The organism is Methylobacter psychrophilus (genome assembly GCF_025583945.1).
GTDB classification, from domain to species: domain Bacteria; phylum Pseudomonadota; class Gammaproteobacteria; order Methylococcales; family Methylomonadaceae; genus Methylobacter_C; species Methylobacter_C psychrophilus.
Genome location: NZ_JAOEGU010000008.1, coordinates 20,425 through 39,118 on the forward strand (window position 1 = coordinate 20,425; position 18,694 = coordinate 39,118).

Here is an 18,694-nt window from a genome sequence, read left to right on the forward strand (position 1 = left end):
CGCGGCTTAAGTTGGTTGCCTCGATTTCTACTAATTGTATGTTGATTGATAATTCATTATGATTGCAGCCTGAATAGCCAACTTTTTGCTCAAAAATATCAGGAGATAAGATGAAATTAATTACCGCTATTATTAAACCGTTCAAAATGGATGATGTTAGGGAGGCTTTATCTGAAATAGGGGTTGCAGGCGTTACGGCAACTGAAGTTAAGGGCTTTGGTCGCCAGAAAGGTCATACCGAACTTTATAGAGGCGCCGAATATGTCGTTGATTTCCTGCCTAAAGTTAAGCTGGAAATTGCCGTTGCTGATGATATGGTAGAAAAAGCAGTTAGCACTATCGTTAAAGCAGCCAATACCGGCAAGATTGGTGATGGAAAAATATTTGTGTCTAACTTAGAAGAAGTTATTCGTATCAGAACGGGTGAAACCGGAGAGGATGCAATTTAGAAAGATGGCGCTTACTACAACTAAAAAGTTAATTTCAGGCTTGTTACTACTTCCCGAATTAGCGTCAGCAAATCAATTAAACCAAGCAAATACGGCATGGGTTTTAACCTCTACTGCGCTGGTTTTGTTTATGACCATACCCGGCCTGTCTTTATTTTATGCCGGATTAGTCAGAAGCAAAAACGTCTTATCGGTATTAATGCAGTGTTTTACCATTACCTGCATGGTTTCCATTCTTTGGCTCGCTGGTGTTTACAGTTTTATTTTTGCTGATGGTGGCGAACTACAAAAATTTATCGGCGGAACCTCCAAAGCCTTTCTTCCCGACATAAACACAACTGTGTTAATAGGCGATATCCCTGAAACCGTTTATTTTATGTTTCAAATGACTTTTGCCATTATTACACCGGCTTTAATTGTCGGCGCTTTTGCCGAGCGCATGAAATTCTCGGCTATGCTTTGGTTTAGTGGCTTATGGCTGATCATTGTTTATTTACCCGTTTGCCACTGGATATGGGGCGGAGGTTGGCTAGCTGATCTGGGCGTAATGGATTTTGCCGGTGGCATCGTCATTCATGTCAATGCCGGTGTTGCCGCATTAGTTGCGGCTCTGGTTCTTGGCAAAAGAAAAGGTTTTCCAACAACGGCCATGCCACCTCATAATATGACCATGGTAGTAACAGGGGCAGGTATGTTGTGGGTCGGCTGGTTTGGTTTTAATGCCGGCAGTGCATTGACCGCAGACGGTCGTGCCGGAATGGCCATGTTGGTAACTCATATTGGTGCAGCCTCGGGGGCTTTAACCTGGATGTTTATTGAATGGCAACGTTTTGGCAAGCCCAGTGTTTTAGGCATCGTTACCGGTATGGTGGCAGGATTGGGTACTATTACCCCGGCGTCCGGCTTTGTTGGCCCTGCGGGTGCATTGGTCATGGGTATTACTGCCGGGGTGGTGTGTTTTTATGCAACCCAATATATAAAGCGTACGTTAAAAATAGATGACTCATTGGATGTGTTTCCTGTTCATGGCGTAGGTGGCATTGCCGGTTCATTATTAACCGGTGTTTTTGCCGCTGGTAGCTTGGGCGGACTCGGTTTGGCTGATGGTGTTTCCATCATGGATCAGGTTGGCGTTCAGGCTTTGGCTGTTTTTGTAACCGCTGCCTGGAGTGCCTTGTTCAGCTTTCTAATTTTGAAACTACTGGATAAATGGATAGGTCTGCGGGTGACAGCCGATGAAGAAGTACAAGGGCTTGACACCGTTTTGCATGAAGAAACCGGCTATCTTGATTTATAAGTCTTGAGGGCTGGAATATTCAGGAGAAAAAGCGGCTTTGGAGGCCGCTTTTTTATTTAAAAAATGGCTATCAACCACCTTAGCCGGGACAGATACCATCCCTTGAAGGGATGGTATCTGCAAGAACGACTGCTTTAAATGGTAGCCTAAAAAATGATAACAGGTAACACCAAAAAAATACTGGGGCCTTATGGAAACTCGACGCATATTAGCCAAAATTAAAAAGCCTTTTATCATCGTAAGCAGTATTTTACTACTCTATGCCGGAGCCAGTATTTATGTCTTGCCTTCACTATTATTATCGAAAATACCTGAACTTATCCGCCAGGAAACCGGACGGAATGCCTTAATTTCAAAAATTCAGGTGCAACCATTTCCGCTGTCTATAAAGTTACATAACTTTGAAATACAGGAACAGGATGGCCAACCCTTTGCTACATTTGATAGTTTTTATATCAAATTTTCCCTGCTGCAATCGATAGGCCGGTTGGCGCTGGTTTTTGATGAAATGGCACTAAAAAAACCTTTTATTCACATCGCCAGGCAAAAAAATGGCGTGTTTAATTTTCAGGATCTGCTTAAAGACAAAGCAGATGATAAGAAAAAAGACAGCCAACCATTCCCTGTTAATGTTACAAAATTATCCCTGTCAGAAGGAAAGCTGGCATGGGAAGACACCAGCATTAACGAGCCAATCAGAGAGGTTATTGATTCAATAGATGTCAATATTGAAAATTTGACGACTTATGGTGATAAGCAAGCCCTTTTGGTGTTGTCGCTGGCGCTCGAATCGGGTGGTCAATTGGACTGGAAAGGCACTGCCAATATAAAGCCATGGTCTTCAGCAGGGCATATCAAGTTCGACAAGGTAAAGCTAAAAACCATCATGGCATTGGCTTTGCCAGGCACCAGACCTTTTAATGTAGAAGGCTACGAGCTGCTTGAGACCGATTATAGTGCCAGCTATACCGAAAACGGCTTGAAGTTTGCAACCAACAAAAGCAAAGTTGAAATCCGTGATTTTCAATTTTTAGAACAAGGCCAAAACAAGCCGCTGATTAAAATACCGGTTTTTTCCTTGCAAGGAATTAATGTCGATGTTGAAAAACAGCTGTGTGTGATTGAGACTATTTCAGCCAATGATGGTGACTTTCAGGCATGGTTGAATGCTCAAGGTGCCATTAACTATCAAAGCTTATTCCCTGCAGGCAACCCCCAGGCCAACAGCACCAATAAAACCACGACCAATGCCGTTCAACCCAACGAAACACCCTGGAAAATCATGGTTAACGCCGTTGAATTAAATAATTTTGGACTGGCGTTTGAAGATCGGAGTATTAAAAATCCTGTCGTTATTAACCTTAAACCGATTAATTTTAAACTGACTAATTACAGTAGTGAACCCGGTACAAAAGTACCTTTTCAGCTCAGTACCGGGTTAACTAAAACCGGCTTAATCAACCTCGCTGGCGATACTGTTATACAGCCTTTTTCTGCAAAAATAGCCATTACCGCCAAAGATATCGCTCTGAAAAATTTCCAGACTTATGCCGATAAATATGTACAAATGGAAGTTGCTGATGGAAAACTGGCCATTGATGGCAATATCATCGTCGCCATACCCGAAAAAAAACCACTCGATGTTCAATTTAAAGGTAATACCAAGATAGCCAATTTATTAATTCGCGACCAACTACTTAAAGAAAACGGCCAAAACAAAACATTAATTAAGGCACCTGCGTTTACCTTGAACGGCATCAATTTTAACTTGGGTAACAAGACGCTGGCGCTGGACTCTATTTTAGCCAATGGTGCCGACTTGCAGGCATGGTTAAATCCCAAAGGCGTTATTAACTACCAATCCTTACTTCGAATATCTAACGCCGACAAAATCAGTATTAATGAAACCATAGCCGACACCATCAAACCTAAAACAGCAACCTGGAACATCAAGGTTAACGCTATCGCCTTCACTAATTTTGGTCTACGTTTTGAAGACCAGACGCTGGAAAAGCCTGCCTTTGTAAACTTTAAACCGATCAACCTTAAGCTGACTAACTACAGTAATCAAAGTGCTACAAAATTACCGGTTGACCTCAGTATTGGCATAAATAAAACCGGCCGGATACTACTTAAAGGCGATACCGTCATCGAGCCACTTTTTGCCAATTTAGATCTTGATGTCAAAAATATCGACATGGAAAGCTTTCAACCCTATTTCGATAAACTGGTACGCTTGGATATCATAGACGGGGATTTGCATGTTGACGGTAAAATAGCTATCGCAAAAAAAGGGCAGGATAAACTGGATGTTAAATTTAACGGCAATACCGGTATTACCCGTTTATTAACCCGAGATCAAACGCTGCATAAGGACTTTGTAAAATGGAAAAGTTTGACGTTAAAAGATGTAGATCTTGACTTATTGGCAAATCGCTATACCGCAGCAGCACTTGTTATCGATAAGCCTTATGCCAGGGTAACTATTGAAAAAGACAAAACCATTAACTTTAAAGACATTATTGTCAGCAATAAAAGCAAGCCTGAGCTTTCTGCCAAAACGGCACCAAACAAACCCTCTGATTTAAACAAACCTTATTTTAAATTAGGTAAAATTGAAGTGACGAACGGCTCTTCGGATTTTGCAGATCTATCATTAATTATGCCTTTTGCAGCACAGATTAAAAGTCTGGATGGCGGTGCAACTGACCTGTCCTCAGAACAAAAATCAATCGTTAAAATTGCTTTAAAAGGTAACGCTTACGACTTGGCTCCAGTAGATATCATCGGTGAGATTAGTCCTTATCTGGGCGATTACAAGGTGGAAATGAATTTTAATGGCTTGCCAATGCCGTTGGTATCGCCTTATATGGTGCAATTTGCAGGCTATAAGGTTGAAAAGGGCAAGATGACGCTCGGACTAAAATACCATGTTGCCAATAAAAAATTGACTGCATCAAACAATATATTAATTGATCAGTTTGAACTGGGAGAGAAAGTTGAAAATCCAAAAGCCGTTTCATTACCACTTAAACTGGCTGTCGCATTACTGAAAGATTCGAGTGGTAGAATAAAAATAGATGTACCCATTACCGGTAGTCTTGATGATCCCAAGTTTAGTATAGGAACTATTGTTACTGATGCGTTAATGAATGCGCTAAGTAAAGTGGTTACCTCGCCTTTTCGGGTCATTGGCTCGTTAATGGGTAGCCAAAAAGATATCAGCAGTATTAATTTTACCCCGGGCTATTCAGCATTGAATGATGAACAACAAGAAAAACTGGACGCTTTAGCCAAGGCACTAAAAGAGCGTCCGGTTTTAAATCTGGATATTAAAGGTGCCGCTTTTCAGGATCAGGATTGGCCAATTATTAGAGAAGACGCCTTGTATGAACAACTTAAAAAACGACGGGCAGTTGAACTCAATAAAAATAATGATAGGAAAATACGCGATCAATATGTCAAGCTATCTGATGATGACTATAAACGTTTATTGGCAGAGATGTTTATTGAAAAATTCCCTTTGTTGGCAGAAAAATCATTTTTGGGAACACCACAATTGATGAATCCCCAGGCAGGTGATTTTTATAAAATTGCCAAACAAAAGCTTTTTACGATTATTAAACCTGAGCCGGCGCGTCTAAAAGAACTTGCTACAGCTCGAGCACAAGCTATTGCAAACTATATCGTTATTAAAGGCGGCATAGCACGCGAAAAAGTTTATATTCTTGATACTGTCATTGATCCTGAAAGAAATAATAAAGAGGTCACCGTCACTCTATCGCTGAATGCAGGTGATTAAAAAACCATCAGTAAGATCTTATTCACCTGTCAATACAGTTCTTCTGATTGATGAAACCTTTAATCAAAAGACATAATAATGAACTATCAATCTTTACTGGCAACGTTACAGGCAAAAAATAAACTTTCCACTTCGGAACTGAAGAAAGTTGAACGGGTAAAAAAAACCTCGGTAGCAGAAAGCTTACCCCAGTTACTGGTTAAACTGGGGTTATGTTCGGAGCTTGATGTGGCTGATGCATTTGTCGAATCCGGTCATTTTGAAAAAATCACATCGGATCAATACCCGCAGGAAATGCAGTTAACCGAAACGGTATCCTTACGTTTTTTAAAGAACTATCATGTGATTGGTTTAAATAGTACTGAACATGACATTACTGTGGCAATGATGGACCCCGAAGATCAGTTTACTATCGACGCACTTAGATTGGCGACAGGAAAATCGGTCATTGCCAAAGTGGGTTTACTTTCAGAAATTGATGCCGCACTGGATGTTCAATATGGTGAAGACCGATCGAAAATGGATAAATTGATTGATGACCTGGCTATTGATGATTTGGGTGAAGAAGATTTAGAGCACTTAAAAGACTTGGCCAGTGAAGCTCCTGTTATCAAAATGGTTAATTTGATTATGCAGAGAGCCATTGAAACCAGGGCATCAGATATACATATAGAACCTTTTGAACAAACCTTAAAGGTAAGGCTGCGCGTGGATGGGGTTTTACAAGAAATTGATGCGCCCAACGTAAAATCAACCGCAGCAGTAATTTCACGTATCAAAATTATGGCCAAACTAAATATTGCCGAACGGCGACTGCCTCAGGATGGTCGGATTAAAGTGCAAATGTTGGGTAAAGAGCTCGATTTACGGGTATCAACCATACCAACCATGTATGGCGAAAGTGTGGTTATCCGTTTGTTGGATAAAGAAAATACGGTACTGGATTTTGCCGCATTGGGTTTTGCCGGGCGGCATTTACAGCAATTTATCGATGTCTTATCGCAGCCGCATGGCATTATTCTTATTACCGGCCCTACCGGTAGCGGTAAATCAACGACCATGTATGCGGCATTAAAACAACTCAATACACCTGAACGAAAAATCATTACCGTTGAAGACCCGGTAGAATATCAGATGGAAGGCGTTAACCAGATTCAGGCAAAGCCACAAATAGGCTTAACCTTTGCGTCAGCTCTACGCTCGATTGTTCGGCAAGATCCTGATGTTATTATGATTGGTGAAATGCGTGACCTGGAAACCGCAAGAATCGCCGTACAATCAGCGCTTACCGGCCATTTGGTGTTATCGACTTTACATACCAATGATGCTGCCGGCGGTATAACGCGCTTGCTTGATATGGGCTTGGAGGAGTATCTGCTAACGTCTACCGTCAATGGCATTTTAGCGCAGCGTCTGGTTAGAAAATTGTGTCCGGCCTGTAAAGTAGGTACTATCGCCGCACCGGAAATTGTTAAAGATCTACGTTTGCAACGCTTTGCTCCCGATGGCGACATCGTTTTATATAAACCGGTCGGCTGTTCTGCCTGTTCGAGCACTGGTTACCGGGGACGACTCGCCATTATTGAATTTTTGCCAATGACCGATCCCATACGTAAATTAATTATGGCGCACGAAGAATCTGGCGCTATTCAAAAGCTCGCCATTACCGAAGGTATGCAAACACTTTATGAAAACGGTCTGGTCAAAGTGATCCAAGGCATTACTTCGCTGGAAGAAGTTATGCGAGTCACGTCGGAAGCCTAAGATGTCTTTATTTACCTATAAAGCAATTAATAACCTGGGCGAAACGGAAGAAGGCATTAAAGATGCGATTGACGAACAACAGGTGATTGCAGCATTGCAGTCTGAAGGTTATATTCCGATTCGTATTACACCTGCCAACAGTCGATCGTTTTTTAGTTTAGGTCTGGGTAGCAAACGCTCCAAACTATCACAAAAAGATATTGCCTTATTGACCGGAGAGCTGGCAACCTTGCTGGAGTCAGGTTTACCTTTGGATAAATCCTTACTCGTGTTGATGGATCTGACTGAAGACAACGTACGTTTGAGTAAAATAATCGCCCGGGTTTTGGAAAAGGTTAAGGCCGGTGCCTCACTGGCTGATTCGCTGGAACAGCAGTCAGGTGTTTTCAGCAAATTTTATTTGAATATGATTCGTGCCGGTGAAGCCGGTGGCAGCCTGGATGAAGTGTTGAAACGTTTATCCGAGTATCTGGAACGCTCTCAGGAACTAAAAGATACCGTCAGTACGGCGTTAATTTATCCTATCATATTACTGGTGATGTCTTTGGCTTCTTTATTTGTAATGCTGACTTTTGTGGTCCCGCAATTTACCGAAATGTTTGAAAGTGCCGGCAAGGCCCTACCTGTCTCAACCCAACTTGTAGTAGGCTTGGCAAACTGGTTACAAAGCTATTGGTGGGCATTACTGGGGGGTATTATTTTTATTTCCAGCTATATGAAATTTCAGCTGGCAGACCCGATAACAAAAAAGACATGGGATGCCCGCTTTCTAAAATTACCTTTGGCAGGGACTATTATTACCAATAAAGAAACTGCCAATATCAGTCGAACCCTCGGCACGTTACTGGGTAATGGCGTTTCAATATTATCCGCCATGGTTATTGTTCGGGAAACTGTCGATAATCTGGTAATGGCTGCTGCCATTGCTGATGCGGAAGAGCAATTAAAACAAGGTAAACATTTATCGGCTGCTTTACTGGAAAAACGCATATTTCCTAAAATGGCGATGCAAATGATTAAAATGGGCGAAGAAACGGGACGTCTGGAAGAAATGCTGCTACGGGTAGCAAATATTTATGATAAACAGCTAAGAGTAGCTATACAACGAATGCTGGCTTTTCTTGAGCCAGCATTAATAATTAGCTTGGGACTAATGATAGCAGGTATCATCGTCTCGATTTTATTGGCTATCTTGAGTGTTAATGATTTGGCGACTTAACGGAAATAATAACTATGAAACATATTAAAAATTATTCACAATCTGGTTTTACCTTGCTTGAGTTACTGGTTGTACTGGGCATTATTGCCATGCTGGCGGGAATTGTCGGCCCACAAGTAATGAAGCATATGGGCGAATCCAAAACCAAAGCTGCCAGAGTACAGATTGAAGACCTGGCGGCTACGCTTGATATGTATAAACTGGATTTGGGCACTTACCCGACTACTGAAGAAGGTTTAAAAGCATTAATTGAATCACCTGATAGTGCAAAGCGTTGGAATGGGCCTTACTTGCGTAAGTCAAAAATACCACTAGATCCATGGCAACAAGAATATCACTATGTATCGCCCGGCGAACACGGTAAATTTGATTTATTTACCTTGGGTGCAGATGCTAAAGAGGGTGGCGAAGGCGAGGATCAGGATATTCTTGGTTGGCAATAATGCATAAGGCTCGAGGTGTAAGGTGATATCCAAGAATAAATATACCCAAGTGGCACAGGATTTTTATTTATTTACAAGGCGGAGAAATAGGCACGTAGCTGACTACGTAACTATTTTGACAACGCAGTAAATGAATAAAAAGACCAGCAAGCTGGGTATGTTATTCGCAGAAAATCACCTAAGGTTCAAGGTAAAAAAACCGCAGCACTTATACCTTGAGCCATCGACTCCGCACCTGAATAAAGGCTTTACTTTACTTGAGTTGATCGTTGTATTGTTTATTGTGGTATTAGGATTTTCTGCTATCAGTATTAATCTTTCATCCGGAAATGACGCAGCAGCACTTAAGGCTGCCGCCAGGGATATAGTTTCTGCCCTGCGTTATGCCAGAGGACAGGCTTTAATTTCTCATAAGGAAACAACAATTACCCTGGATCTTTACACAAACAGTTACACAGTAAGTAGCCGAGACAAGGTTTATGCTATCCCTAAAGCCATTAAGGTTACCGTGATCACTGCGCAAAGCGAAATCAACGATGAAGGTCAGGGTAATATTCGTTTTTTTGCCGATGGCTCATCAACAGGGGGCAGAATTACTCTCGCACGGGGTAATGCTGCCTGGCAAATCGATATAAACTGGTTAACCGGTAAAATTGAACTTAATGATACCGATGCCGTTAAATAAACAACAAGGTTTTTCTTTACTGGAAATCCTGATTGCTTTTTCCATTCTCGCGGTTTCATTAACTATCTTGTTAAAGATATTTTCTGACGGTGTTAATACTGCTGTCGTTGCAGAGGACTATACGGCAGCGGTTCAAATTGCTGAAAGCTTGATGGTTACGACAGGTGTGGAAACCCCCTTGGTGGCAGGCCAGAATTCAGGGCTGGAAAATGAAAAATATCATTGGCTGATTGAAGTCAGTCCGTTTGAATTTAATCCTGAGAATGTTGATAATACAACGCAAACAGCAGTCCTTTTTAAAGTTAAAGTCATCGTAAACTGGGGCAATGATAGTGCTAATGATCGGCAGGTTAAATTAACCACTTTAAAATTAACCAATAAACCCTTATGAGAATAAATAAGGTAACAGCTACCGGTTCTTTTGATCATTTGCACCTGCGTGGCTTTACCTTGATTGAAGTACTCATCGCCATGACGCTGCTAAGCATTATGATGGTGTTATTGTTCACCAGTTTAAAAATTTGTGCTGACAGCTGGGAGAGAGGTGAAAGCAAGATAACCGATGTTAATGAAATGGCCGTTGTTTATAATTTTTTTCAACGGGATTTGTCGGTAGCAAAGCCGTTATGGAATGATCTGCCCGCTGAAGAGGAGAAAAAGTTTTCCTTTCAAGGCAGTAGTCAATCTTTACAATTTGTTTCCGCTTTTCCTGCCAGTGCAGGTCGACCCGGTTTGCAGTTGTTTTCCTTAAACTTGTCAGAAGAAAATAATGAGCAGGTAATCAACGTAACACTAGTTCCGTTTATCAAGCTCACAGAGGGTGCAACATCACAAAAGGAAGAGGTTACGCTAATAAAACATGTCAGTGATTTTACGCTGGCTTATTTTGGTTCTTCGAATGAGATTAGTGAGGGTGCCTGGACCGAGGAATGGCTGAACAAGGAAGCTCTGCCGCGTCTGGTTAAAATTAACATCAAACTGGACAATGGCATATACTGGCCGGCGATGATTATTGATCTTAAGGTTACCGGGGCAACTGACAACGCAAACCTTGATACAGGAAGTACAGCAGATATAAATCAACCCGAGACCTTTCAATGATGCCGCAAAAAGGTATGGCACTGGTTTTGGTACTGTGGATATTAAGTTTATTAACCATAATGGCAGGAAGTTTTGCTCTCAGTATGCGCAGGGAATCAGCGATTGTTGCGGGCATTAAAAATAATGCTCAAGCCAGTGCCGTTGCAGAATCAGGGATTGCAATGGCGGAAATGATGTTACTGAATGTTGATCCTGTTAAAGGCTGGCAGATGGATGGCAGTATTTATGAAATAAGCACTGCGGATGCCAAAATCCGGGTACGACTGTCATCTGAAGCAGGTAAAATAGACATTAATAAAGTGGATGAAAAATTATTAAAAAACCTCATGATCAACGCCCCAATAGATGAAGAACAGCAAAACAAGTTAGTTAGTGCTATCCTTGACTGGCGTGATGCAGATGATCTGGTGCATATAGATGGTGCCGAAAAACAAGAATATCAAGATGCCGATTTAAACTATCAACCTGGAAACAAGCCTTTTCAGTCGATTGAAGAATTACAACTGGTCATGGGCATGAATAAATCTTTATTTTTATGGCTTGAGCCGTTAGTGACTATTTATTCAGGTCAGCCGCAAGTCACCGCGCAAGTCGCGACTAAAGAAGTGTTGCTGGTAATGCCTGATTTAGATAAAGGCTTGGTAGATTCCTATGTTACTGCCAGACTTCAAAGTGCGATAAATAACCTGCCTGTTCCGCCATTTCCATCAGTTTCAGGAATAAATCCCACCGGACAAAACATCCCCACCGGGCAAAATAATGTGCTTACCGTCGTTTCTGAAGCAATTATGAATGATGAATCAAGAGCCTCTGTACGTGCGGTGATAAAAAAATCCGACAACACACAAACAATCTCAACTCCATTTGAGATATTGAAATGGCAAAATATAACGGCAAATAGTGCATCATTATTTACTGATGCGATGAGTGAATTATTAGTGAAACAGTATGCTGAACCTGAACTCAACAATTGATCTGAATTTTAAGCAGTTATTTAGTTGGTGGAAGCGAGAACTTGGCTTTTTAGTCCCTGAAAAAATAAAGCTGTTTCTTAATGACCAACAAGGCTTCATCATCGTCTCTCCTGATGGCCGTGATTTAAAGCTGACCTATATAAATAACGGGCAAATTAAAGCGCTGGAGTTACCGGAAAGAGGTGCCAGAGATCTGACATTTCAGCGTCTATGTGAAAAAGACGAGCGCTTGGCCAAGGCCAAGGTAATAATCAGGTTAACGGATCAGCATGCTATTCAAAAAGAACTTGGCCTGCCCGTTGCCGCAAAAGAAAATCTTGATCAGGTTATCGCTTACGAACTTGATCGCTATACCCCGTTTAAGGCAGAACAAGTTTATTTTGCTGTTAAACCGCTGCCTGGTGTAAACGAGCCCGGACAGCTCAAAGTATTGCTAATATTAACAACCAGAGAAGCTCTTGATGGCCTCTATAAGGATGTAAAAGCACTAGGCTTGTCGCCGCTACTTGCCGATTATCAGGACTCTGCAAATAATCTTGATAAACTGGATCTCGCTTACAATCTTTTACCGGCCAGGCTAGGGCAAAAAACGGCACAGTTACCGCAATTGATTCACTGGGGACTGACAACCTTGACCTACTTGTTGCTAATGGCTGTTATAGTCGTGCCGGTATGGTTTGAATATCAAACCGTTAATGCCTTACAGGTAAAAGCAGATTCTCTGGAAAAAGAAGCCAAAAAGGTTAAAGCCTTACAATCAGAAATTGAGGCGGTAATAGACGAAACCCGTCAGTTAATTAAAGAGAAAAATGCGACACCTGAAGTAATTGCTATATTGAATACCTTAAGCTCGCTAATTAAAGATGATACTTGGTTAAGCTATGCACAATACTCAGACGGGCATTTGCAAATACAAGGAGAATCGCCCGAGGCTTCAACACTCATTGCCGTTCTGGAAGCATCTGAGTTATTTGTTAATGCCCGATTTGCTTCGCCGGTAACTCAAGACAGAATTAGTAAACTTGAGCGATTTCAAATTACTGTTGATGTTGCCAATGCAGGAGTCGTTACCAGTGAGTAAAGATAAGAAAATTGTCCTGTTTACACCTGAACGCCAACAACGCTGGACTGCCGTAGGTTTGTTAATTACCTTAGTAGTAGTTATTATATTGGTTATTATTGTGCCTGTGTTTAGCAAGGAAATGGAGCTACATGAAGCTAAAAACAACCTTATTTTCAGGCTGCAGCAATATGAACGGATTTTAGCAAAAAAAGATGCTGTTATTGCTAGTGTAATTAACATAAAACAGCAACAAGAGAAGCAAGGTTATTTTAACAGCCAAAACACCGATGCTTTAGCGTCTGCGGAGATGCAGGAATTTATAAAAAAAGCCATTGTCGATGCAGGCGGTCAATTAAGCAGTACTCAAGCACTTCCCGTAAACAATAAAGACAAGTTTAATCGAATAACCGTAAGAGTCAGAATGACCGGAAATAGTGAAGTATTGAGGGCCGTACTTTACAAAATAGAAACCTCCACACCATTGATTATTATTGACCAAATAGACATAAGACCCATGCGTGGCATCAGAAATAGAATAACCCGCCAAATCGAGTCAAGCAACGAATTAAATGTTAATTTTCAAGCGGTTAGTTTTATGAGAAAACAATCCAATGAATAATAAACTAATGTTTATCCTGGCCTCTTTTTGCCTCTTGTGTGTCTTTATTATTATCGCTGAGTGGATATATGCCGAGCAGTCACGAAAACAGATTCTGACGACATCAATCCCGACAGAAATAAAAATAGCCAACGATGAAATGCCTAACATAGAGCTTACGCGGCAATCTGAGGAAAGTTATGCTGATATGGTTGCCAGACCCTTATTTATTAAAGGCAGAAAACCCGTAGACGAGCCCAGTCCTGAAGAAATCCAAAATATGGCTGTAGCTAATGTCTTTGATTGGCAAGTTAACGGGATTTATACGACAAAAAAAGGCCTATCTGCTCTGTTCAGTCGCTCTAAATCCAAAGTTGCCAAAGATAATCATCGAAGGGTTCTCATCGGCGGTGATCTTGATGGCTGGAGACTGACAGAAATCCACTCAGACAAAGTCATACTTAATCAAGGTAATGAGCAAAAGGAATTACTCCTCAGAAAGCCAAAGTTAAAAGATTTATCAAAGAAACCCAATCAACCCAATGCTACCCAACCAGAAGATAGTCAACCACCGCCCGCAGAAGGCGAACCTGAGAATACTAATGAATAATTTTAACAAAATAACAACAGCATCCTGCTTTCTGGTTATGGGTTTATCGCTGGTCAGCTGTGAGTTATTGCCGTTTAAGCAAGTTGCAAAATTACCGTTGAATCCCATAAAAAAGGAACAACCTGAAGTTTTCAGTCAATTGCAAAACAAACCGCCCGTTACTGAAACAACCAATGAACTATATCCAGGAACAGACCGTTTCGTATCCGGTACTCTACAACAAAACAGAAAAACTACGCCAACGGGAACCGGTTCCTACAGCCTTAATTTTGATGAGGCTGACCTTGGTGAAGTTGCAAAAGTTATCTTGGGTGATATTCTCGGAAAAAATTATGTCCTAAGCCCCAAAGTAGCTGGTAAAGTCACTCTGCAAACCACTGAACCCTTAACCAAGGAAGAATTGCTGCCTACCCTGGAAATGGTGCTGCGAATGAATAATGCGGCCTTGGTTAAGGATAGCAAAATTTATCATATTGAGCCTTCCTCGGAAGCCTTATTTATTTCTGATCTGAATAGCCGGTCAGGGTATCAAACTCGGGTTATACCTGTTAAAAATGTAGCGGTTCAGGATATTGCCGACATTATGAAACCCTTGGTACATGAAAAAACCATCCTTAATGTAGATGCCAAACGCAATATTATGGTGGCTTCCGGCACAGCCGATGAAATAGCCAGAGTAATAGATCTGGTCGGCACTTTTGATATTGATGTGTTAAAGGGGCGCTCTTTTGGCTTGTTCCCTTTGAGTCACGTAGACCCAAAAACCGCTATTGAAGAACTGCAAACTGTTTTTTATCAAAAGAGTAAAAGTGATAAAGCTGATTTTTTTCAGTTTATCCCCATACAGCGCTTAAATGCTATTTTGGCCGTTACTTATCAGGCGCGCTATCTGCAAGATATTGAAAACTGGATACTTAGGTTGGACAAAGCCAACACAGCTTCTGGCGGCGGGGTTAATGTCTATAAAGTTCAGCATGCTGATGCAAAAAAATTGGCGGCCACGCTCAATCAGATTTTTACCGGTGCCAAAGGCAAAGATACAGCCGCCTCAATTGCACCTGGCGAAACAGCCGATACCCTGTCTAATCAAGATCCTACCAATACGGGCAATACACCGTCGAGTACGAGTAATTCTTCATCCAATATGAGTAGTAGCCCATCCGGCAATCTGGGGAGCTTTGCCGTTAATCAAGTTGATGAAAATTCATCAGCAATCAATCCAGGTGCCTTCGCCGCCAATGACTCTGATAAAGAAGCATTGGCCGGCAATTTAGCGACTGCGGGTGGATCAATATCCAACATGGGCAAAGTAAAAATCATTGCTGATGAAGCCAATAATTCGATCATTATTGTTGCTACCGCGCAAGACTACGATGTAATACTGCCAGTTATTACCCAGTTGGATATGATGCCGCTACAAGTGCTCATTGATGCGACAGTCGTACAGGTTAGCTTAACGGGTAACTTACAATACGGTATCTCCTGGTATTTTAATGAGGGGAATAGCCAGACCCTAATCAATAGTGCAGCATCAATAGCAGGAGCAGTTACCACAGGAGGGCTTAGCACTTTTTATAATGCGGGCTCGGTTAAAGCCCTTTTAAGAGCAGAGGCCAGTTTGGATAATATCAACGTAATTTCTTCACCATCGTTAATGGTATTAAATAATCAAAAAGCAAAAATTAATGTCGGTCAACAAGTGCCCATAGCAACCGGTTCGTCAACGACTCCTCTTTCCAGTGGCAGCATTCTGACAAGCCCAACCTCAGTTCAATCCAATACGATTCAATATAAAGATACCGGCGTTACTCTTGAAGTTACACCAAGAGTGAATGCAAACGGTATGGTAATTATGAAACTTAAACAAATTGTCAGTAAGGTAGTAACAGTCACTGATCCTACGTCAACACAAACGCAATCGCCTACTATTGATAAAAAAGAAGTTGACAGTTCCGTGGCGGTTCATGATGGAGAAACAATAGTATTAGGCGGCTTAATTGATGAAGGGCTTACTGTTAACAGGACAGGCATTCCCTGGTTCTACGATTTACCGGTAATAGGGTCATTATTCGGGGGAACGAAGAAGAACAATATAAAAACAGAATTGGTTATCCTGATCACGCCACGCGTGGTAGCAAGCAAGCAGGATTCCAGGGTAATTTCTAATGAGTTTAAACGTAAATTAACCGGGATTTATCAGGAAGAAGCATCACAAAATCCAACAACCATAATCGAGCGGCAAAGTGTCATTCATTAATTAATTACTCATGTAGTTGTGTGATGGGCAAATAAGCATTGCTCATCACACGGCAAAACTAATTACTGCGTAATAACCTCATTGCCTTTGCCGATTAACACGACATCAGCAGGGCGCAGCGCAAAAAGGCCGTTGGTAACAACGCCGGTAATATTGTTGATGATTTGTTCCAGCTTTATTGGATCTAAGATAGTCAAATTGTGAACATCAAGAATAACATTGTGGTTATCGGTAATAAAATTTTCTCGCCACACAGGTTGACCGCCTAATTTAACCAACTCTCTGGCAACATAACTTCTTGCCATCGGAATCACTTCAACCGGCAGGGAAAAGGCACCCAACACATCAACGCATTTAGTTTCGTCGACAATACAAATAAACTGCTTGCTGGCTGCGGCAATAATTTTTTCACGGGTTAAAGCGCCACCGCCACCTTTAATCAAATGCTTGTGAGGACTCACTTCATCAGCGCCATCAATATAAACATCCAGCGTACCAACTGCATTCAAGTCAAATACCGGAATACCGACTTTTTTTAATTGTGCAGTACTGACTTCAGAACTGGAGACTGCACCCTCAATATCGGCTCTAAAATCGGCCAAAAAATCGATGAAATGTTTTACTGTAGAGCCTGTACCTACACCGATAATGGCAACATCTTTAATATAATGCAAAGCAGCTTGAGCCACTTTTTGTTTTAATTCGTCTTGTGTCATGGTGCGCTTCCGTAATAAAGTAATTGGTGTGCGATAATACCGCAGAATCAGACATTCTTCAGCCGATTTTTTAATAAATGCCCCCAAACTACATAGAAAAAATTTTACGCGCCAAAGTTTACGATGTTGCCATAGAAACCCCGCTGGATTTCGCCCCTTCTCTGTCAGAGCGTCTGGTAAATCGCATTTTTTTAAAACGGGAAGATTTACAATCGGTATTTTCGTTTAAATTGCGCGGTGCTTATAACAAAATATCCATGCTGGATGAACCGTCCAGAGCCAAAGGTGTGATTGCCGCTTCTGCCGGAAATCATGCTCAAGGCGTCGCGTTGGCTGCAAAAAGGCTGGCGATTAAAGCCTTGATCGTGATGCCGACCACAACGCCGGAAATCAAGATAAAATCCGTTAAGGCAATGGGTGCCGACATCATTTTATTTGGTGATTCCTACAGTGAAACTTATACCTATGCGCTGGAATTATCGACACAAAATGAAATGGTGTTTATTCATCCCTTTGATGATCCCGATATAATTGCCGGACAAGGCACCGTTGCAATGGAAATACTAAGGCAGCATCCAGGTGATTTACACGCTATTTTTGTACCGGTTGGTGGTGGTGGATTAATCGCGGGTATTGCCGTCTATGTAAAATTTGTTCGTCCCGACATAAAAATCATTGGTGTTGAGCCTGATGATGCTGATTGCCTCAATCGCGCCTTAAAAGCCAACAGCCGCGTCATTATTGATCAAGTTGGCTTATTTGCCGATGGCGTTGCCGTTAAGCAAGTGGGCGCAGAACCTTTTCGACTGGCGCAAAATTTTGTTGATGAAGTGGTTACCGTTAATACCGATGAAATATGTGCCGCCATTAAAGATATTTTTGATGATACCCGTTCAATAGCAGAACCTGCCGGCGCACTGGCTATCGCGGGTTTAAAAAAATATGTCGAGCGCGAACAACTAACCGGACAAAGCCTGATTGCCATCGACAGTGGTGCCAATATCAACTTTGACCGTTTACGCTATGTAGCTGAACGGGCGCAAGTCGGCGAACACCGGGAAATTTTGCTGGCAGTCAGTATTCCGGAAGTTCCGGGCAGTTTCTTGGCGTTTTGTAAATTATTGGGCGGACGCAGCATTACCGAATTCAATTACCGCTATTTTGACGCAACCATGGCGCAGGTTTTTGTCGGCATTTCCAGCAGTGGCCTTGAATCAGATCGTGCGGCCGTCATCGGGCAATTACAGCAACAGGGCTTTCAAGTCACCGACATGACGGCCAATGAATTAGCTAAAGAACATAGCCGTTATATGGTGGGTGGACACGCCCCTACTGAACTTAACGAACTGGTCTATAGTATTCAGTTTTCTGAACGACCGGATGCCTTATTAAAATTTTTAACCCAATTGGGTGGACGCTGGAATATCAGTTTGTTCCATTATCGCAATCATGGCGCGGCATTTGGCAAAGTTTTAATGGGCATACAAACAACCCAGGCAGAACAACAAGCCTTTCAACAGTGCCTTGATGAACTGGATTTCACCTACAGCGATGAAACAGAAAATCCGGCTTACCAATTATTTTTCGGCGGCATTAAGTCTCACCTTATTTAAGAAATAAATGCAACATAACATCTGAATTTATATTTAATATAAAATTAATAAATTAATTTTTATGTGATGTTTTTTATGGCTTTAACCAATTGATTATAAATAG

Annotated in this window: 16 protein-coding genes; 15 read left to right on the forward strand and 1 reads right to left on the reverse strand. The window is 41.7% G+C overall.

All coding sequences use genetic code 11. From position 1 onward, the window contains the following. Nucleotides 1-110: 110 nt before the first annotated feature. The 14 genes from N7974_RS05910 to gspD all read left to right on the forward strand — a co-directional run bounded on the left by N7974_RS05910 (nt 111) and on the right by gspD (nt 16,262). Nucleotides 111-449: a P-II family nitrogen regulator gene (locus N7974_RS05910; protein WP_243220450.1), complete on the forward strand. Its 339-nt coding sequence runs from the start codon at nt 111-113 to the stop codon at nt 447-449. A gap of 4 nt (nt 450-453) precedes the next feature. Next, complete coding sequence (locus N7974_RS05915; RefSeq protein WP_262964722.1) at nt 454-1,746, forward strand: ammonium transporter; 1,293 nt, start codon at nt 454-456, stop codon at nt 1,744-1,746. Between the two features lie 190 nt (nt 1,747-1,936). Then, nucleotides 1,937-5,548, forward strand: coding sequence for a DUF748 domain-containing protein (locus N7974_RS05920; protein WP_262964723.1), 3,612 nt, complete (start codon nt 1,937-1,939; stop codon nt 5,546-5,548). Between the two features lie 78 nt (nt 5,549-5,626). Next, entirely contained in the window at nt 5,627-7,312 is a 1,686-nt protein-coding gene (gene gspE / locus N7974_RS05925; protein WP_262964724.1) for a type II secretion system ATPase GspE, read from the forward strand. A gap of 1 nt (nt 7,313) precedes the next feature. Continuing rightward, nucleotides 7,314-8,531, forward strand: coding sequence for a type II secretion system F family protein (locus N7974_RS05930; RefSeq protein ID WP_262964725.1), 1,218 nt, complete (start codon nt 7,314-7,316; stop codon nt 8,529-8,531). Between the two features lie 14 nt (nt 8,532-8,545). Then, the gene (gene gspG, locus N7974_RS05935) at nt 8,546-8,974 is read left to right on the forward strand and encodes a type II secretion system major pseudopilin GspG (RefSeq protein ID WP_262964726.1); all 429 of its coding nucleotides are present in this window, start codon (nt 8,546-8,548) and stop codon (nt 8,972-8,974) included. A gap of 130 nt (nt 8,975-9,104) precedes the next feature. Next, complete coding sequence (locus N7974_RS05940) at nt 9,105-9,659, forward strand: GspH/FimT family pseudopilin (protein WP_262964727.1); 555 nt, start codon at nt 9,105-9,107, stop codon at nt 9,657-9,659. Continuing rightward, on the forward strand, nt 9,646-10,050 hold the full coding sequence (locus N7974_RS05945; RefSeq protein ID WP_262964728.1) for a type IV pilus modification PilV family protein: 405 nt from the start codon (nt 9,646-9,648) through the stop codon (nt 10,048-10,050). The genes N7974_RS05940 and N7974_RS05945 overlap by 14 nt, the downstream gene beginning before the upstream one ends. Next, the gene (locus N7974_RS05950; RefSeq protein ID WP_262964729.1) at nt 10,047-10,760 is read left to right on the forward strand and encodes a prepilin-type N-terminal cleavage/methylation domain-containing protein; all 714 of its coding nucleotides are present in this window, start codon (nt 10,047-10,049) and stop codon (nt 10,758-10,760) included. Before N7974_RS05945 ends, N7974_RS05950 begins: the two co-directional genes overlap by 4 nt. Next, nucleotides 10,757-11,734 carry a type II secretion system minor pseudopilin gene (locus tag N7974_RS05955; RefSeq protein ID WP_262964730.1) on the forward strand — a complete coding sequence of 326 codons (978 nt, stop codon included), beginning with the start codon at nt 10,757-10,759 and terminating at the stop codon, nt 11,732-11,734. Before N7974_RS05950 ends, N7974_RS05955 begins: the two co-directional genes overlap by 4 nt. Then, nucleotides 11,709-12,815, forward strand: a complete 1,107-nt coding sequence (locus N7974_RS05960; protein ID WP_262964731.1) for a PilN domain-containing protein — start codon at nt 11,709-11,711, stop codon at nt 12,813-12,815. The genes N7974_RS05955 and N7974_RS05960 overlap by 26 nt, the downstream gene beginning before the upstream one ends. Then, nucleotides 12,808-13,416: a type II secretion system protein GspM gene (gspM, locus tag N7974_RS05965; protein WP_262964732.1), complete on the forward strand. Its 609-nt coding sequence runs from the start codon at nt 12,808-12,810 to the stop codon at nt 13,414-13,416. The genes N7974_RS05960 and gspM overlap by 8 nt, the downstream gene beginning before the upstream one ends. Beyond that, nucleotides 13,409-14,005, forward strand: coding sequence for a hypothetical protein (locus N7974_RS05970; RefSeq protein ID WP_262964733.1), 597 nt, complete (start codon nt 13,409-13,411; stop codon nt 14,003-14,005). The genes gspM and N7974_RS05970 overlap by 8 nt, the downstream gene beginning before the upstream one ends. After that, nucleotides 13,998-16,262 (forward strand): type II secretion system secretin GspD, encoded by a 2,265-nt coding sequence (gene gspD, locus N7974_RS05975; protein ID WP_262964734.1) that lies wholly within the window; start codon nt 13,998-14,000, stop codon nt 16,260-16,262. Before N7974_RS05970 ends, gspD begins: the two co-directional genes overlap by 8 nt. Nucleotides 16,263-16,324: 62 nt before the next feature. Here the strand turns inward: gspD and rpiA are convergent, their stop codons facing one another. Beyond that, a complete protein-coding gene (rpiA, locus tag N7974_RS05980; protein ID WP_243220464.1) occupies nt 16,325-16,978 on the reverse strand; it encodes a ribose-5-phosphate isomerase RpiA in 654 nt (217 codons plus the stop codon). A 77-nt stretch (nt 16,979-17,055) separates the two neighbouring features. On the opposite strand from rpiA, the gene ilvA reads away from it, so the two are divergent. Next, nucleotides 17,056-18,591: a threonine ammonia-lyase, biosynthetic gene (gene ilvA, locus N7974_RS05985; RefSeq protein ID WP_262964735.1), complete on the forward strand. Its 1,536-nt coding sequence runs from the start codon at nt 17,056-17,058 to the stop codon at nt 18,589-18,591. Nucleotides 18,592-18,694 lie beyond the last annotated feature (103 nt).

Excerpts from the sequence above, each read along its gene's own strand:
- N7974_RS05910 (WP_243220450.1), top strand. The coding sequence starts at position 111 with ATGAAATTAATTACCGCTATTATTAAACCGTTCAAAATGGATGATGTT.
- N7974_RS05915 (WP_262964722.1), top strand. The coding sequence starts at position 454 with ATGGCGCTTACTACAACTAAAAAGTTAATTTCAGGCTTGTTACTACTT.
- N7974_RS05920 (WP_262964723.1), top strand. The coding sequence starts at position 1,937 with ATGGAAACTCGACGCATATTAGCCAAAATTAAAAAGCCTTTTATCATC.
- gspE (WP_262964724.1), top strand. The coding sequence starts at position 5,627 with ATGAACTATCAATCTTTACTGGCAACGTTACAGGCAAAAAATAAACTT.
- N7974_RS05930 (WP_262964725.1), top strand. The coding sequence starts at position 7,314 with ATGTCTTTATTTACCTATAAAGCAATTAATAACCTGGGCGAAACGGAA.
- gspG (WP_262964726.1), top strand. The coding sequence starts at position 8,546 with ATGAAACATATTAAAAATTATTCACAATCTGGTTTTACCTTGCTTGAG.
- N7974_RS05940 (WP_262964727.1), top strand. The coding sequence starts at position 9,105 with ATGAATAAAAAGACCAGCAAGCTGGGTATGTTATTCGCAGAAAATCAC.
- N7974_RS05945 (WP_262964728.1), top strand. The coding sequence starts at position 9,646 with ATGCCGTTAAATAAACAACAAGGTTTTTCTTTACTGGAAATCCTGATT.
- N7974_RS05950 (WP_262964729.1), top strand. The coding sequence starts at position 10,047 with ATGAGAATAAATAAGGTAACAGCTACCGGTTCTTTTGATCATTTGCAC.
- N7974_RS05955 (WP_262964730.1), top strand. The coding sequence starts at position 10,757 with ATGATGCCGCAAAAAGGTATGGCACTGGTTTTGGTACTGTGGATATTA.
- N7974_RS05960 (WP_262964731.1), top strand. The coding sequence starts at position 11,709 with ATGCTGAACCTGAACTCAACAATTGATCTGAATTTTAAGCAGTTATTT.
- N7974_RS05970 (WP_262964733.1), top strand. The coding sequence starts at position 13,409 with ATGAATAATAAACTAATGTTTATCCTGGCCTCTTTTTGCCTCTTGTGT.
- gspD (WP_262964734.1), top strand. The coding sequence starts at position 13,998 with ATGAATAATTTTAACAAAATAACAACAGCATCCTGCTTTCTGGTTATG.
- rpiA (WP_243220464.1), bottom strand. The coding sequence starts at position 16,978 with ATGACACAAGACGAATTAAAACAAAAAGTGGCTCAAGCTGCTTTGCAT.
- ilvA (WP_262964735.1), top strand. The coding sequence starts at position 17,056 with ATGCCCCCAAACTACATAGAAAAAATTTTACGCGCCAAAGTTTACGAT.